This is a genomic window from Lactobacillus kitasatonis DSM 16761 = JCM 1039 (assembly GCF_000615285.1).
Classification (GTDB): Bacteria; Bacillota; Bacilli; order Lactobacillales; family Lactobacillaceae; genus Lactobacillus; species Lactobacillus kitasatonis.
In genome coordinates this window covers 44,641-60,469 of sequence record NZ_BALU01000011.1, presented here as the reverse complement: position 1 = coordinate 60,469, position 15,829 = coordinate 44,641, and the positions used below count along the sequence as shown (strand labels likewise).

At 38.2% G+C, this 15,829-nt stretch carries 15 protein-coding genes and 1 pseudogene; 4 read left to right on the top strand and 12 right to left on the bottom strand.

Features of this window, described 5'->3' with window-relative positions; all coding sequences use genetic code 11:
• Window positions 1-204 precede the first annotated feature (204 nt).
• The 6 genes from purK to JCM1039_RS07785 form a co-directional block, all read right to left on the bottom strand.
• A complete protein-coding gene (purK, locus tag JCM1039_RS07810) occupies window positions 205-1,380 on the bottom strand; it encodes a 5-(carboxyamino)imidazole ribonucleotide synthase (RefSeq protein ID WP_034533155.1) in 1,176 nt (391 codons plus the stop codon).
• Window positions 1,346-1,831 carry a 5-(carboxyamino)imidazole ribonucleotide mutase gene (purE, locus tag JCM1039_RS07805; protein WP_022087251.1) on the bottom strand — a complete coding sequence of 162 codons (486 nt, stop codon included), beginning with the start codon at window positions 1,829-1,831 and terminating at the stop codon, window positions 1,346-1,348. The genes purK and purE overlap by 35 nt, the downstream gene beginning before the upstream one ends.
• Before the next feature lie 10 nt (window positions 1,832-1,841).
• Window positions 1,842-3,503, bottom strand: a complete 1,662-nt coding sequence (locus tag JCM1039_RS07800; RefSeq protein WP_025015328.1) for a formate--tetrahydrofolate ligase — start codon at window positions 3,501-3,503, stop codon at window positions 1,842-1,844.
• Window positions 3,504-3,670: 167 nt separating this feature from the next.
• Window positions 3,671-3,961: a flavodoxin family protein gene (locus JCM1039_RS11205; protein ID WP_236692582.1), complete on the bottom strand. Its 291-nt coding sequence runs from the start codon at window positions 3,959-3,961 to the stop codon at window positions 3,671-3,673.
• 236 nt (window positions 3,962-4,197) lie between these two features.
• Window positions 4,198-5,079 (bottom strand): SPFH domain-containing protein, encoded by an 882-nt coding sequence (locus JCM1039_RS07790; protein WP_025015327.1) that lies wholly within the window; start codon window positions 5,077-5,079, stop codon window positions 4,198-4,200.
• 17 nt (window positions 5,080-5,096) lie between these two features.
• A complete protein-coding gene (locus JCM1039_RS07785; protein WP_025015326.1) occupies window positions 5,097-5,411 on the bottom strand; it encodes a type II toxin-antitoxin system RelB/DinJ family antitoxin in 315 nt (104 codons plus the stop codon).
• 173 nt (window positions 5,412-5,584) lie between these two features.
• On the opposite strand from JCM1039_RS07785, the gene JCM1039_RS12405 reads away from it, so the two are divergent.
• Entirely contained in the window at window positions 5,585-5,743 is a 159-nt protein-coding gene (locus tag JCM1039_RS12405; RefSeq protein WP_167330320.1) for a hypothetical protein, read from the top strand.
• Between the two features lie 78 nt (window positions 5,744-5,821).
• Here JCM1039_RS12405 and JCM1039_RS07775 read toward each other — a convergent pair whose 3' ends face one another.
• Window positions 5,822-6,799 (bottom strand): class III bacteriocin, encoded by a 978-nt coding sequence (locus JCM1039_RS07775; RefSeq protein WP_025015325.1) that lies wholly within the window; start codon window positions 6,797-6,799, stop codon window positions 5,822-5,824.
• Between the two features lie 133 nt (window positions 6,800-6,932).
• Here JCM1039_RS07775 and JCM1039_RS07770 point away from each other — a divergent pair, with 133 nt between their 5' ends.
• From JCM1039_RS07770 to JCM1039_RS11200, 3 genes and pseudogenes are all read left to right on the top strand, one after another.
• On the top strand, window positions 6,933-8,447 hold the full coding sequence (locus JCM1039_RS07770) for a M1 family metallopeptidase (RefSeq protein WP_025015324.1): 1,515 nt from the start codon (window positions 6,933-6,935) through the stop codon (window positions 8,445-8,447).
• Between the two features lie 98 nt (window positions 8,448-8,545).
• Window positions 8,546-9,523: an SLAP domain-containing protein gene (locus JCM1039_RS07765; RefSeq protein ID WP_025015323.1), complete on the top strand. Its 978-nt coding sequence runs from the start codon at window positions 8,546-8,548 to the stop codon at window positions 9,521-9,523.
• A gap of 106 nt (window positions 9,524-9,629) precedes the next feature.
• Window positions 9,630-10,962: pseudogene (locus JCM1039_RS11200) on the top strand (MATE family efflux transporter).
• A gap of 56 nt (window positions 10,963-11,018) precedes the next feature.
• Here the strand turns inward: JCM1039_RS11200 and murC are convergent.
• From murC to JCM1039_RS07735, 5 genes are all read right to left on the bottom strand, one after another.
• Window positions 11,019-12,332, bottom strand: coding sequence for a UDP-N-acetylmuramate--L-alanine ligase (gene murC, locus JCM1039_RS07755; protein WP_025015322.1), 1,314 nt, complete (start codon window positions 12,330-12,332; stop codon window positions 11,019-11,021).
• Window positions 12,333-12,383: 51 nt separating this feature from the next.
• Complete coding sequence (locus tag JCM1039_RS07750) at window positions 12,384-14,285, bottom strand: FIVAR domain-containing protein (RefSeq protein ID WP_025015321.1); 1,902 nt, start codon at window positions 14,283-14,285, stop codon at window positions 12,384-12,386.
• 165 nt (window positions 14,286-14,450) lie between these two features.
• Complete coding sequence (locus tag JCM1039_RS07745; RefSeq protein ID WP_025015320.1) at window positions 14,451-14,702, bottom strand: hypothetical protein; 252 nt, start codon at window positions 14,700-14,702, stop codon at window positions 14,451-14,453.
• Between the two features lie 128 nt (window positions 14,703-14,830).
• A complete protein-coding gene (gene ytpR / locus JCM1039_RS07740) occupies window positions 14,831-15,478 on the bottom strand; it encodes a YtpR family tRNA-binding protein (protein WP_013438461.1) in 648 nt (215 codons plus the stop codon).
• Window positions 15,479-15,498: 20 nt separating this feature from the next.
• The gene (locus JCM1039_RS07735) at window positions 15,499-15,819 is read right to left on the bottom strand and encodes a thioredoxin family protein (RefSeq protein WP_013438462.1); all 321 of its coding nucleotides are present in this window, start codon (window positions 15,817-15,819) and stop codon (window positions 15,499-15,501) included.
• Between the last annotated feature and the right edge of the window lie 10 nt (window positions 15,820-15,829).

Genomic DNA, 15,829 nt, shown 5'->3' with positions numbered 1-15,829 from the left:
TTATTTTTCTCCTTGGTAAAAACACGAACACTTCTGGCAAGTGAATAATTATTTGTTCACTTTTATGTTAACGATATTAACAGTAAGTACTTACAATGTCAACGTTTTAATGGACAATAAAGACATAGCTAAATAACATTGTTCGTGTTTTTGCGAAAATTAGACAAAAAAAGAGAGCATTAAAGCTCTCCTTTTCAAAGAATATTAATTAACTTTTGTTTTCCAGATATGGGTGTCATTAATTTCTTGCAGTGTCTTTTCAATATCGTCAGTAAGAATTGTGACGTGACCCATTTTACGATTATGACGGATTTCGGCCTTGCCATAGTAATGGAAATGCCAGTTACTCTTTTCAGGGATAACCTTTCTTACGCCAGCAACGTGTTGGCCCAGCACATTCACCATTACGACTTTGGATAGCAGCTTAATTTTAGGCAATGGCCAATTGCAAATAGCACGGTCGTGGATATCGAATTGATCAAAATTACATGCCTCAATAGAATAGTGACCTGAATTATGAGGACGTGGTGCGAGTTCATTAACGTAGATGTCACCGTTATCCAGGATAAACAGCTCTACGCCCAAAATACCGCGCAAATGAATTGCCTCTGCTATTCGTTTAGCGATAGCTTGCGCCTTGTCATAAACTTCTTTTGAAACACGTGCAGGCACAATGCTGATATGCAAAATTTCGTCCGCATTGTAGTTTTCACTAACTGGAAAAACAGTTACTTCACCTTTTGCATTTCTTGCTACCATAACAGACGCTTCAACTTTGAATAGAACCCAGCCTTCAAGAATGCAGTCTCCCGTAGCCAAAATTTCTTTGATATGCTCATTATTTTCAAGATCAGTGCCGCTCTTTAAGACCTCTTGACCGTGGCCATCGTAACCACCTTCACAAGTTTTGAGGACACAATTATAGCCAATCTTTTTAATGGCATCTTTTAATTCAGTCATATTTTTAACGGGTAAATATGGCGCAGTCATACAGCCAGCACTACGTAAGAAGTTCTTTTCACGCAGTCTATGCTTAGTAATATAAAGCAAGTTAGTGCCTTGCGGTATTTTCACCTTGTCGGCAACATCCTTCAGTGCATTAAGATCCACATTCTCAAATTCATATGTCAAAACGTCACTTTCTTTTGCCAGTTCTTCGATCGCTTTAACATCTGAATATTCGGCCACAATTTGCTTATCGGCTACCTGACCACAAGGACAATCTGGTGTCGGATCCAGCGTAATAACCTTCATGCCGCCATATTTAGCTGACAAGGCCATCATTTGTCCTAATTGACCACCTCCGATAATGCCAATTGTTTTACCTTGCTCAATAAAATCTGAATCAGTCAAGTTCCGCACTGCTTTCTTTTGCTTCATCATGCATCTTTTGTCGATAGTCTTTTAGCTGCTGTCTTATTTTTTCATCACTAATTCCAAGAATTTCCAGTGCAAGAAGTGCCGCATTACTTGCACCTGCATTACCAATGGCAGTCGTAGCCACAGGAATTCCTGTTGGCATTTGCACAATAGATAAAAGAGAATCCATGCCACCTAATGCCTTAGTTTGACCGGGAACACCAATCACTGGAATCACGGTATTTGCGGCAGTCATGCCAGGCAAATGAGCTGCCATACCGGCACCCGCAATAATTACTTTAGTGCCATTTTTCTCAGCGTTTTGGGCAAAATCATACATTTCTTTTGGCATTCTGTGTGCAGAAATAACGTGCTTATCATAACTAACACCAAATTGATCTAAGATTTCGCAAGCATGCTTCATCGTTGACCAATCTGACTTACTACCCATAATTACGCTTACTTCAGCCATTTTTTCTCCTTTAGAATAGTCCTGTAATTTGACCATTATCATCAATATCCATGTTTTCTGCAGCTGGGTGCTTAGCCAAACCTGGCATGGTCATCATGGTACCTGACAAAGCAACGATGAATCCTGCACCAAGCTTAGGAACAAGATCACGAATATGGAAGTCAAAATCGGTTGGGGCACCTAACTTGGTTTGATCATCAGTAAATGAATATTGTGTTTTAGCAATACATACAGGCAAAGTGTTCCAGCCTTGTTTATCAAAAGTTTTAATTTGCTTTTTGGCCTTGTTAGATAAAACTACACGCTTAGCACCATAAATCTTGGTAGCAACTGCAGTTAATTTATCTTCAATCGAGTCAGTGCTCTTATACAATTCATGGAAGTCAGCAGGTTGATCTGCAAGTTCGACAACTTCTTTGGCTAAATCTTGCGTACCTTCTCCACCTTTTGCCCAAGCATCAACCTCAATTGCTTTTACACCCATTTCGGCAACGGCATCTTGAATAGTTTTGATTTCGGCTTCAGTGTCGCTAGCGAAATGGTTAATCGCAACAACGATTGGCAAACCATAATTTTGCATGTTTTTAACGTGTCTGCGTAAGTTAGCCATTCCCTTTTCCAAGGCAGGAATATTCTCTTCGGTTAAATCGTTCTTGTCTACTCCGCCATTAAGCTTAAGCGCACGAGCTGTAGCAACAATCACGACGGCATCCGGGGTTTTGCCTAAGACTGGTCGCTTGATATCCAAGAATTTTTCGGCACCAAGATCTGCACCGAAGCCACATTCAGTAACGGTATAATCAGAAGTCTTTAGCGCAATTTGCGTAGCCAAGACTGAATTACAGCCATGAGCAATGTTGGCAAATGGTCCACCGTGAACAATAGCAGGAGTATGATCCAAAGTTTGAACCAAGTTAGGCTTAATAGCATCTTTTAATAAAAGAGTAATTGCGCCGGTGAAACCTAATTGATCAACGGTGACTGGCTTTTTGTCATAAGTATAGCCAACAACGATACGGCCAATTCTCTTCTTTAAATCATGAAGGTCTTCGGCTAAGCAAAGAATAGCCATCATTTCTGAAGCAGCAGTGATGTCAAAACCAGTTTCTCTAGGAACGCCTTGCATGATGCCACCAAGACCAGTAACTACGTTTCTTAAAGCACGATCGTTGACGTCTTCGACTCTCTTCCAAATAATTCTGCGTGGATCTAATCCTAAGGCGTTATCGCGCATAATGTAGTTGTCGATCAGCGCAGCCAAGGTGTTGTTAGCAGAAGTCAAAGCATGCATGTCACCAGTGAAGTGTAAGTTAATGTCTTCCATTGGGACAACTTGGCTGTAGCCACCACCCGTGGCACCACCTTTGATACCAAAAACAGGACCCATTGATGGTTCACGCATGGCAATGGTAGTTTGATGGCCTAATTGGTTAAGCGCATCCCCCAAGCCAACTAAAACAGTAGATTTTCCTTCGCCCGCAGAAGTTGGGTTAATACCTGTCACCAAAATCAATTTGTGTTTCTTGTCTTCAATTTCCTTAACAGGCAAGTTGATCTTAGCTTTATAGTGACCATATTGTTCAATATCATCACTGGATAAGCCTAGCTTTTGGGCAATTTCAGTGATCGGTTGCATTTTGGCTGCATCAGCAATTTCAATGTCAGTTGGCATGATTGTTCCTTTCATATATCGTACAATATTACTTAATACTTATAATATTGTTCTTATTTATTTTTATATTAATACAATACATCACTATATAAGGATTTGCAAAGCTATATTTTACGAACTATATTTTATTTAAGCAAAAATTAAAAAGCCTAAATCGAGGCTATATCCTAAATAGTCTTCAACCATCTCTTAACTTCCACATCACTTTCGTCAACGCGATTGCCATCGACTATCAATGCAGAAGTATAAGTATTATTTTTACCACCATCACGTGCAATAAACTCACGGATCAATTCAGTACTATCACTCGAACCATAGCCACCTTCAGAAAGGAATGGCGCAATCTTTTTATTAGAAAATTCGCCGCTATATTCAAGTAGGAATGCCCTCATTGGTTGTCTTAAAGTCATTGCCCAGGTCTGATAGCCTAAATAAATTGTGTCATATTGGCTCAGCATCTCAAGCTCAGGTGGATCATTTTGAATTCTTTCACAGTTAGCGCGCGATTGAGCGTTTTACGGTAATTTGCTGAATAAGTACGACCAAACATAATTTTCTTTCCCCTCTTGTTCTCAATTGTTACTACAAGTATAAGTTGTGCAAGAGAGTGTGAAAATTACTTAATGTTGATGCTGGTATACGTTAAAAGCATAAAAAAGCTCAATCCTCATTTGAGAATTGAGCTAATTTTTATTTATTCATTTTTCTTATCGTCGCTGGCATCCCACACCTTTTTCAAAGCAGGAACCTTACCCAAGTCGGTCATTTCATCCTTGCCAACCACGATCAAGTTGTTAGGACCTTGAGCCAATTGGTTAAAGCTGTCCAAACTTTGGTTTCTGAAGTAACCTTCGCCAGCCTTTGACAAGGCTTCTTGCATCTTTTGTACACGGTAAGCGTCGGCATCAGCTTGCGTCTTAACTGCCTCAGCGTTGGCTTTAGCAGTAGCAACCAAAGCATCGTTCTTAGCCTTAGTGGTCATTTCAATGGTACGAGCTTCACCTTCGGCCTTAGCAATTGCGGCAGTTTTTTCACGGTCGGCAGTAAGTTGTTTGTCCATGGCACGTTGAATTTCAGCACTTGGTAAAAGTTCATCAACGTTGACACGAACGACCTTGATACCGTAGATATCAGTCAGGTCACCAGTTGCAGTGAAAAGTTGATCGTTAATTTCCTTAGTTGAGCCAAGGGCTGCGTTCAAATCCATACGACCAATAATGTCACGCAAGTGACCACGGATTAATTGCACCATTGACTCAACTGAGTCGGTGTTGTTGTAGAAGTAACGGTATGAATCAGTGACCAAGTAGTTCAAAGTTAAACTAGTAGAAATTTCAGCGTTATCTTTGGTAATGATTGAGTACTTAGAAATTTCAAGTGGTTGAAGTGCCAGTGGAACCTTGCGAATTCTTTGGAAAAGTGGCCAGACAAAGATAAATCCAGCTTTTACTGTCTTAGAATACTTACCCAAGGTTTCAACCAAACCTTCATTATTTTGTGGAACGATTCTAAAACCACAACAAATATACACAATAACTAAAACGACAATAATGCCAATAATAATTCTTGCCATCATAATTTTTACCTCAAAACTTAGTTGTCTTTCTTTTCATTCTTTTCCGCATCAAGCCTCTTGGCGACATCTCCAAGTAAATCTTCCCTTCCGCTCAAAGTGTTCAGGCGCTCGTCAAGCAGTTTGGCGTATTCATACTTATTCATTTGATCCAAATTATCCCATGCATTTGGAATCTCAACTCTAAAAGGAATTCCATTATGCAGAATAATCTGATCGTAGAACATGTTAATTGCTGTCGCCGAATTCAAACCCAGCTTTTTCAAGATTGCTTCTGCCTTTTCCTTCTTTTCTGGATTCATTCTGACATAAAGTCCTACTGTTTTTTCTACCATAATTTTTACTCCTTTCTGAATTTGATACTATTATATATCTTTTGCATATAAATTGCATATATTTTTGTAAAATATTTCATTTTGAATTAATCGATCTTAATAGCTAAAAATAGGTTTGGTTTTCAGAGTATACTTATATATATTTATAGAAAGTGAAAATGAAGGAAACAACAATGAAAACTAACAGAAATTCAAAGATTAAGAAAAACAAGTCTAACTTTTGGGATACTCTTCCTCAAATCAATAACAAAGAAAAAAGACAAGAAATTGAAGATTTAGGTTATAATCCTTCCGAACAACGTGCTGTTGGTAAAGAAAGAATTACTGATTAATATGAAATAAAAAGTGCTGATAGTCTTCATAAGCAAAGACACATCAGCACTTTTTTACTTGGTTAAATTTTTATTATTCTACAAATCAGTAATATGGAAAATTTGGTTTTCCAAAGTTCTTAATTTATATTCTCCACCCTTAATGTACTTTTGGTGGTAAGCCACAGTTAAGTAAATATCATTTGCGGCATTAACATGGATACTTTCCATTTCACTGTAACGATCTGGTAAATCAATACCATCAACCATAGCTACTTGCCAGTTATCACTGTTTGTTTCACCCCATGGGAACTTAACAATCTTACGTGACCAAGTAGTTACTTCACCAGTTTCATGGTTAATCTTTGGTGACAATTGGTTAGAAATATAGATATTCTTGTCATCATCAATAGCATAGCCTTGAACTGAATCAATCATTTGTGGCATTTCTTCATCTGGAGCAACACTTGGATTATCGAAGTTGTCGATGTGGAAAGCACTTAAGCAATGCAAGTCCGTAATTGGTGTATTCGTAGTGCCATTTTCGTCCAACTTTTGGTTTACTTCATTTAAAGCGAATAAGCCGAAGTGGCCTGAACCGTCATTCCAGATTGAAGCAATCATAAAGTACTTGCCATTTGGTGAAACTGAAGCTTCAACTCTGTGCAAGTGATTATGGCCATCGTAAGGAAGATCAGTTACGTGGTTTAAATGTGATAAACGTGGAAGTTGTGTATTTGAAGTATATCTTTCTGGTAAAAGTCTTGGGTACTTTACTCGTGCAATTTGAGTAGTCCAGTTGCCTGAATTTGGTTTAGCACCTACGAAATACTCATCCTTGTCATTAGCTGGTACCCAGGTTTGCGTGTGGCCAAAGCCCATCATTACTAAGTGTGGATCAGTATAATCGATGTTCTTGGTTAAACCTTCATGTTTTCTATAAACCAACACATCATGTGCACTGTGAAGAAGTTGCAAGGCAAAAACATGATCACCATTTACTACACCAACTTGCGCTACAACATGGTGCATCCCATTCAAGCGATAAACCAAATGAGGTGTAATACTTTTAACCATTCTTATTTATCTTCTTTCTTTATATCTATTCATTTTCACTTATACATAAATTATATCCTATCATCAAAAAATAGATTGACTTTATGCCGCTAATTTCCAATAATTAGAGTTAATTTTTCTTGGAGGGAAAATTATGAAAAGAAGAACAACACTTTTATTGTCGAGTGCAGTAACCATTGCGGCATTATTTAGCTTCAACTCAAAAGTTCAAGCTGCGGCTGATCCTACGATCAAGGCAACAAATTACAACATGATCGTGAAGTTGGACACTCGCAAGAATCAATTAACAGAAAAAGTTACCATGCACGTTGTTAATACCGGCAATGAACCTGTTAAAAATTTATTGGTTAGAAATATTGCTAGCGGCGTGTTGAAATACGACCACAAGCATTTTGAGGCTACAAGAAATGCGACAACTTCAGTTAAAAGCATTTCATCAGATGGTCAAAAGCTTTCTTACACTACCGGTAAAGACAAGAGCAATTTATTTGTTAACAAAAGTCTAAATACAGGTGAATCTACTAATTTAACTGTCAACGTAGTTACCGGTGTACCTAAGAGACAAGATCGTTTTGGCTACCAAAATATCAACGGCGGTAAAGTTTATAACTTGTCATTTTGCTTCCCATATTTAAGCGATTATCGCAACGGCAAGTGGAATTATCATCCTTACTACGACGCCGGTGAAAACCGCAACAGTGCTGTAAGCAACTTCCACGTTAGTTTCTTTGCACCTAAGAGCTACAAGGTTGCAGCTTCTGGTCAAAATACCACTAAGAATGGTAAAACCACAATTGTTGCCAACAACATGCGTGAAGTCGGCATCGCAGCTTCCAACAAGTTCAAGGTTGATCACGCTTATGCAAACGGCGTAAAAATCAATGACTACTACTTGGTAAGTAAAAACAGCAAGCAATACAACAAGCTAGCTTTAATGACTGCTCAAGACAGTTTCCACATTTTTACCAAGAAGATCGGTAAATATCCTTACAAAGAAATTGATATTACTGAAGGTTTACTTGGCAAAGACACCGGCGGTATGGAATATCCTGGTTTGATTATGATCGACGCTAGTGGCTTTTTACAAAAGAAGCACCCACTTGATAGATATAATGAATTAACTGAAGATGTTTCTCACGAAGTTGGTCACCAATGGTTCTACGGCACTGTCGGCAGCGACGAATACATGGAACCTTGGCTTGACGAAGGTCTTACCAACCTCCTTGAAAATGGCGTTTACGATTTGACCTACACTAAGAGTAAGGCCTACTGTGCTAAACTGATGCACAGCAAGTTCTACACTCGTAAGAACGTCAAGCGTGCTAACAAGATCTTAAAAGAAAACGCTAACCAATTCATTAATAAGAATCAAGAGGCCAACTACATCAACTACCCTGTTAATAATCCACCAAAAGGTGTTGATACTGAAGACATGGCTTACGAACTTGGTATGGATTTCCCTGCTGTTTTAAAAGTAGCCATGGGTGAAAATAAGTTTTTTGATGCTTTACACGATTACTACCAAACTTACTACTTGAAGCAAGCAACCACGCAAGATTTCTTGAACATTATCCGCAAGTACGATAATTCAAAGAAGGTTAACAACGTGATCAATAAATTTATTGATCCTAAGTACTTAAGTGAATAAAATCAAATAACCCCGAAAACGTTTGAGTTTCGAGGTTATTTTTATAGTCTCATAAGTGCTAAAATCAACTTAATGGATTATTACAAAGGAGAAAAAATATGACTACTAAAAAATTAGCAACTATCGCAGCAGCTTTATTAATCAGTGTTGCACCAGCAGCTGCCATTATCAATCAACCTGTTCACACAGTTCAAGCAGCTACGCAATCACAAAAAGGTAAAGTTACTCTCAAGAAATCCTTTAACGGCACAGTTCAAGTCTTCAACAGCAAAGGCAATGCCACTACCACTACCCAAAAAGTCAATGGCAAGAAGATGACTGTTGCTTCAACGGTTAAATCAGGCTCAAGTTTTAAATATTATGGCAAACCTATCCTGATCCAAGGTAAAAAAGTAGATGCAAAAACTTCTAAGAACTACCACTACACTACCGCTTCTTACGTTAACATCGGTAAAAAACGCTACATCAAATCTTTGAATGTTAGCTCAATGGATGGACAAAATGTTTTAATCTTGAGTTCCAACTCTCGCATTTATGATAAAAACGGTCACCGCACTACTTTCAACGGTATGTCGCTTATTCCTAAATATATGCTAGTTAAAACACCAGCTAAAACCCACGCCACAACTAAGAATGACGTATTTTTCTACTTTGCAAATCTTAGCGGGTCTAAGAAGAAAAGTTTGAATACAACCACTATCAAGGGCAAGCCATTTTATGCTTTAGGCAACGGTGCTTATATTTATGCTTCAAATGCTGGTTTTGTTAACGGCAGCACTCTTTACCAAGCTTCTGGCACCACTACAGCCACTATTTTAAACAAGATCCACGTTTTAAATAATAAGCTCAAGTCAACTAGCAAGTTGCTCAAGATTGGTCAAAAAGTTAAGGTAGATGCCACCAAGACCACTGGTAAAGGCGACAGCGCTGCACTTTACTTCAGAATTGCCGGTACCAAGGGCAAAAATGCACAATACATTTACTGGGGCGACGATGCTGAATATGGTATGGATCAAGAAAGCACCACAGATGAATTCCAAGGCAACTTCAATTTAGATAATCACCTTGCTAATTAAGATAATATGCTAAAATTAAATTAACGATAATATATGGCGACCTAGAATCGTGAGGTTTTCCTCAAAGTATCTTTCTAGGCCGCTTTTTCAATGTGGGAGAAAATATATGGATGAATTATTTGCTAAAGCCCCGATCAAAAAGGTCTACTTTAAGCTAGCATTGCCAGTTGTTCTAGGATGATCACTACCATGATCTACAACCTGGCAGACACAATGTTTGTTGCCAAAACTGGTGATACAAACTTGGTAGCAGGAATCACGATTGGTGCCCCGCTCTTTACCTTTTTAATTGCCGTTTCCGACATTTTTGGTCTCGGTGGTTCTTCATTGATTTCGCGTTTATTCGGCGAAAAGAATTATGCCTTGAGTAAACGCGTAAGTAGTTTTTGTATGATTGGTGGAATTGTCACCGGTTTAATCTTAACAGCTATTTTATTAATCTTTGAAACCCCTATTCTTCATCTTCTTGGTGCTAAAGCTGCCACTTATCAGGATGCCGCCGATTTTTATCGTGTAATATCAATTGGTGCTGCTCCAATTATCTTTTCAATTATTCCGCAAAATCTAATCAGAACAGAAGGCCTAGCTACTCAAGCAATGGTTGCCACAATGACAGGCACAATTTTGGCAATTATTCTTGATCCGATTTTCCTATTTGGTTTAAAAATGGGCGCAATTGGTGTTGGGACTGCGAATGTTACTGGTTATTTAGTCACCGATATTATTCTTATCTACTATGTTTTATACAAAACCGAATATATCAAATTAAAGCTAAAATACAGCAAAATTAACGGCAAAACAATCAAGGATATCGTAGCCATCGGCATCCCTGGTTCAATCACCAACTTTGCGCAAAGTTTCGGTATGGCACTGCTCAACTCATCTTTGGCCCTGTATGGCGCAAACAAAGTCGCCGCAATGGGGATTACCCAAAAAATTTATAGTATCGTTATCTTGGTAATCGTCGGCTTTGCCTTTGGTTCTCAGCCTTAATCGGCTACAACTACGGTGCCAAAAACTGGAAACGACTAAAGAAAATTTTGAACTTCGATATTCTTGTCCAAGTTATCTATGCTGTAATTTCAGGTGGATTGCTTATTCTATTTGCTCGTCCAGTTACTGCACTATTTATGAATCAACCGGACATCGTTAATGCTGGTAGCTACATGTTAATTGCAACTATTATTACCACACCACTTGTCGGCATCATTTTGGTTTACACTACTGTTTTCCAATCCGTTGGGAATGCCTGGGCTGCTTTCATCATGGCAATTGTCCGTCAAGGAATCGTCTACTTCATCGCATTAGAGATTTTGAAAGCTACATTTGGTTATCACGGCATCGTTTGGGCTCAAGCAGCCAGTGATATCATCACCTGCATCATCGGTTACTTTATTTATGAAAAAAGCCTGGATCTCAAGGATAAAATCAAAGATTAGTCAAAATAAAAACTGCTCTCTTATTGAGAACAGTTTTTTTCATGCTTATCTTTCAATTAAAGCAATTTTTCAAAAGCGTCTTCATACTTAGGAATATCGCCGGCACCCATAAATACGATGACAGAATTCTTATTCTTAGTTAAATCAGCAATATTGTCTAAGTCGATAACTTCTGAACCTGGGATATTCTTAACCAAGTCTTCACTTGAAATATCACCATTAGCTTCACGAGCTGAAGCATAAATTGGAGTTACATAAGCCTTGTCTACGCCACGTAAGATTTCTTCAAAGTCTTTTTGATACTTCTTAGTTCTTGAGAAAGTATGTGGTTGGAAGACGACAACCAACTTCTTGTCTGGGAACTTTTGACGGGCAGCTTGAATAGTTGCGCGCATTTCAGTTGGGTGGTGAGCATAGTCATCAATAACTGCAATGTCACCAAAGTCTTTTTCACTAAATCTACGCTTAGCACCCTTAAAGGTAAGAAGACCATCACGAATGTCATCCATTGGTACCTTTTCAGTGTAGGCAACCGCAATAACAGCAGTTGAGTTCAAAATGCTGTGGTCACCAAACAAGTGAATTTCAAATTCACCAAGATCCTTGCCATGTGCTAAAACATGGAACTTAGAACCAGTAGTTGACTTCTTAATGTCAGTAGCTTGGAAGTCATCAGTATCGTTAAAGCCGTAAGTGTATTTAGGAATTTCAGTCTTAAGGCTTTGAAGACGCTTGTCATCGCCCCATACAAACAATGCCTTCTTAGTTTGATCAGCTGCTGATTGGAATGCGCTGGTGTAATCGTCTTGATCCTTGAAGTAGTCCGGGTGGTCAAAGTCGATGTTAGTCATAATTTGGTAATCTGGGTGATATGCCAAGAAGTGACGACGGTACTCATCAGCTTCGTAAACGAAGAAGCGTGAATCTGGAACACCCTTACCACGACCGTCACCAATTAAATAAGTAGTTGGTGCAACTTCACCTAAAACATGTGACAAAAGACTAGTGGTTGAAGTCTTGCCGTGAGTACCTGAAATACCGATTGAAGTGTGCATTTGCACGATTTCTTCAACAGTATCTGGGTAACTTTGCCACTTAACGCCCTTATCAAGACATGCCTTAACTTCTGGATTATCTTCCTTGAAGGCGTTACCCTTAACGATTACTTGTTCATCGTTACTATTGATGTTGCTTGGGTCAAAATCCTTAACTTCAATACCAGCTTTTTCAAGTGGAACTTGAGTGAAGGTGTACTTTTCAATATCACTACCGGCAACGTTGTAGCCTAAGTCGTGAAGAAGTAGTGCTAAGGAAGCCATACCGGTTCCTTTAATACCAATAAACCAAATTTGTTTGTTTTTATCTAACATATTTAACTCTCCATAATGTTAAAAATACTCGTCTTTTATTCTAACATTATTTCATTTTTCCGTAGCAAAATCAGAGAACTTTAGAAGTACTTTTTTAGCCCCGCTGCTTGGGATTAAGTAATATCTTGTCTTTTGGTTACCTTTCCAACCTTCTGCAGGATAATAGCCTGGCTTGTGTGCCCACTTTTGATATACGCTAACCATTGGATATGGCTTGTCACTATTGTAGGCTTGACGCATTAAGTTCAAAACTTGTTGTGCTTCTAGTGGCGTTAAGTTGTTGATGTCTTTTACTTTGACTTTTGCACCCTTCAAATTTTTCTTAGCAAAATTAACTTGCCATAAAGCTTCGTTAACTGCAGCCTTAGTTGCATCTTTATCCACTGCAACAGTCTTCGCATTTTCTATGGCTTGGTCGTACAAGCTACGATTTACCCAATTATCAAGACGATACTTATCGGATGTCTTAACAGTACTTTCATCAGAAATTGCATTGGTAAGTGAAGTCTTTTCACTAGCAGTTGCTAATGCACTATTTGCTTTAGCTTCAGCTTCTGTGTTGCTGGTCTTAAGCTTTCTACCACTGAGTGCTACATCACTAGCTTTGACATAGAGATTGCTGTAGGCAGTATTTTGACGATCGTCTTCTGCACCTGATTTGTAAATCAATGAGTTTTGAACATGGTAGTACAATTCAGCTTTGTTTTCCTTGGCATCCCACAAATAAAGTTTTTGGTTAACGGCCAACTCATCACCGTCAAATTTAGTATCAACCTTTTCACCGTTGACGTTGTAGAAAGCCGTTTGACCTATCTTGAAGTCAGCCACACTATAGCGCATGTTATACGCATCTTCACCGCTAAGATATTGTTTAGCTAAAGTTGGACCATTATCACCACTCCAAACATAAGGAACGTCTGGACTGCTTTCTTCATATAAGCCAGTATCAATATAAACTGGATTCTTACCGCCTTTTACACGATAGTAAGAAGCAGTATAGTCTCCCATACCGGTTTGAACCACCATATCGGCTGTTACAGTTTGTCCTTTCTTGTACAGCTTATTGATTTGTTGGAAGTCTTGATTGTAAGCAAGTGTATCGGCAACAATCTTAACCTTGATAGGACCTTTGGTATAAAGAGCATTACCATTAATGGCATTTACGTTGTTAGTCTTGATGTACTGATTCTTACCAATTCTGAAGTAATAGTTACCCTTAATCTTGTAGCTTTTAAGTGAACGAACAGTATGGTTCTTGTTATTAGCCACATAGAAATATTGGCCACCTTTGTCCTGAACTTTACCAGCATATGGTACTAATCGACCTGCTTTAATTACTTGTCTTTGACGTTGACCGCGAGAATTATAAACGGAACTATTTTGAGAAACGAATAAAACTCCCTTGCCATTTAATTTAGCAATTTGGTCACTTTGAATATAGATGTTCTTGCCAATGTTGTAGTAAGTATAAGGCTTACGGTAGTATTCCTCACCGTTTGGAGACTTAATCTTAGTGTTATATGGCAAGTAAGCACGCTTTCCGCGGTAGATCTTCAGTCTATTACCATTTTTATCGTAGACATATGAATTTCTAGTAAGTACATATGTACCGCCCTTCATTACATACGCATTATTTTGTTTGACATATCCACCATTGCCGATATAGTAATAAGGTTCCTGGTTAATAAGACCTGGTGTTGTGGCACTAGCATAAACCACTTTGTCACCCTTAGTTAAAATAGGTTTACCATAGAATTTATAATTCTTAATTTTGATACTCTTATTGGCATGGATAAATTCGCCTTTTTGTCTAATATAAGGCGTTGCGGTTTTATCGTAGCCTTTATGTAAGGTAATACTTTGTGCATTAACTGTTTGAGAAGTTATTAATCCTAAAGAAACTGCTGCTAAAACAGCCGCTGCACTGGATAAAATTTTATTGTTGAGTTTCATTTTCTCCACTCCCTTGTGGTTTTGTTTTAATAACTCTTATAGTTCTATTATACCTTGGTTAATTACTCTAGGATGGAATTTGATTTACGGCAAAAAAAGCGTTGAGATTTTTTCTCAACGCTTCTTTTATCTATATTGACCTATTACAATATCTTCTATTTAACTTTATTTAGCTGCAGTAACTGCTGCTTCTTCCTTAGCTTCCTTGGATAATCCAGCAAGGTCACCTAATAAAGTAAAATCAATTTGAGTTGCTAAATCTGGCTCTTTACGCAAGAAATCAATCTCAGATGGTTTAACATTTTCAGTTGGATGGTCTTTGTCAATTAACTCTTGTGAGATTTCACTATCAGTTAACTTCTTATCCTCTAATACGCTTTCTGCTTCTTTGACTTCTTTTTCATATTTCTTTGTCATGAAAAACGCCTTCTTCAACTCTTATTGTAGTTGCTTTTACAAAAAGGTTTAGCAAAACGTACTTTTTTTATTTAAACGTATCAAAAAAAGCATCAGACTACTATTTAGCAGCCTAATGCCTTTTCAAATTATAGAGTGATTTCACCACTAGCGATCAATTCGTCACACTTAGTTGGTTCAAATTCTGCACCAACTTCAAAGTTGTCAGGAACAACCATGATACCGCGCTTTTGAGGTGCGTGTGGTAAACCAAGTTCTCTAGCTGAACAAATCATGCCATATGAATCAACGCCACGTAATTCACCTGGCCAAATTTGTTGACCATTTGGCATCAAAGTACCAGGAAGTGCAACAACAACCTTTTGGCCTTGAGCAATGTTAGGAGCACCACAAACGATTTGGTGTTCTTCACCGTTGCCAACTTCAACAGTAGTTACGTGAAGGTGGTCTGAATCAGGGTGCTTTTCACAGGTCTTAACGTAGCCGTAAACAAGCGTTGGCTTGCCGTATGCTAACTTGTCGTCAAAGCCTGCTTCAGCAAGCTTCTTGTTAAGAGCTTCAAGTTCATCATCTGAAAGCTTAACTGGACCATTTGGCAATTTGTCAAAGTCAATCAACTTATCAACGTTGAAAAAGTTATAACCAATAGTCTTACCTTCATCGTTGGTTACGCGAGTAACGTCTTCTTTTTCTTCAAATGAGCTGCGTCCTTCATCATGACCCAAGATAACGATCAAAGTGTTAGGATAAGCTTCTTTATTAGTACTAGTAATCATGCTTTTTTAAATCTCCTCTTTTAGTCAAGTGATCGCAAAAATTTTTCTACTTCATCTTTAGTTTTACGGTCCTTATTTACTAGTCTACCAATTTCTTTGCCATCTTGGTAGACAACAAATGAAGGAATTCCCATAATCATTAATTTTTTTGCAACGTCAATTGAGTCATCACGGTCAATTTTGTAAAATTTAGCTTCTGAAAAATCCTTTTCAATTTCTGGCAAAAATGGATCAAGGAAGCGGCAGTCTGGGCACCATGCTGCTGAAAATTCCAAAACAACGCGACCAGATTTAGTAATTTCTTGTAACTTGTCTTCAGTTAATGCTTTAATTTCTTCCATTTTTTATGCC

What these genes read in the sequence shown, in the direction of transcription:
- purK (WP_034533155.1), bottom strand. Translation starts at nt 1,380, where the DNA reads ATGAAGCAAAAGAAAGCAGTGCGGAACTTGACTGATTCAGATTTTATT.
- purE (WP_022087251.1), bottom strand. Translation starts at nt 1,831, where the DNA reads ATGGCTGAAGTAAGCGTAATTATGGGTAGTAAGTCAGATTGGTCAACG.
- JCM1039_RS07800 (WP_025015328.1), bottom strand. Translation starts at nt 3,503, where the DNA reads ATGCCAACTGACATTGAAATTGCTGATGCAGCCAAAATGCAACCGATC.
- JCM1039_RS11205 (WP_236692582.1), bottom strand. Translation starts at nt 3,961, where the DNA reads ATGCTGAGCCAATATGACACAATTTATTTAGGCTATCAGACCTGGGCA.
- JCM1039_RS07790 (WP_025015327.1), bottom strand. Translation starts at nt 5,079, where the DNA reads ATGATGGCAAGAATTATTATTGGCATTATTGTCGTTTTAGTTATTGTG.
- JCM1039_RS07785 (WP_025015326.1), bottom strand. Translation starts at nt 5,411, where the DNA reads ATGGTAGAAAAAACAGTAGGACTTTATGTCAGAATGAATCCAGAAAAG.
- JCM1039_RS12405 (WP_167330320.1), top strand. Translation starts at nt 5,585, where the DNA reads ATGAAAACTAACAGAAATTCAAAGATTAAGAAAAACAAGTCTAACTTT.
- JCM1039_RS07775 (WP_025015325.1), bottom strand. Translation starts at nt 6,799, where the DNA reads ATGGTTAAAAGTATTACACCTCATTTGGTTTATCGCTTGAATGGGATG.
- JCM1039_RS07770 (WP_025015324.1), top strand. Translation starts at nt 6,933, where the DNA reads ATGAAAAGAAGAACAACACTTTTATTGTCGAGTGCAGTAACCATTGCG.
- JCM1039_RS07765 (WP_025015323.1), top strand. Translation starts at nt 8,546, where the DNA reads ATGACTACTAAAAAATTAGCAACTATCGCAGCAGCTTTATTAATCAGT.
- murC (WP_025015322.1), bottom strand. Translation starts at nt 12,332, where the DNA reads ATGTTAGATAAAAACAAACAAATTTGGTTTATTGGTATTAAAGGAACC.
- JCM1039_RS07750 (WP_025015321.1), bottom strand. Translation starts at nt 14,285, where the DNA reads ATGAAACTCAACAATAAAATTTTATCCAGTGCAGCGGCTGTTTTAGCA.
- JCM1039_RS07745 (WP_025015320.1), bottom strand. Translation starts at nt 14,702, where the DNA reads ATGACAAAGAAATATGAAAAAGAAGTCAAAGAAGCAGAAAGCGTATTA.
- ytpR (WP_013438461.1), bottom strand. Translation starts at nt 15,478, where the DNA reads ATGATTACTAGTACTAATAAAGAAGCTTATCCTAACACTTTGATCGTT.
- JCM1039_RS07735 (WP_013438462.1), bottom strand. Translation starts at nt 15,819, where the DNA reads ATGGAAGAAATTAAAGCATTAACTGAAGACAAGTTACAAGAAATTACT.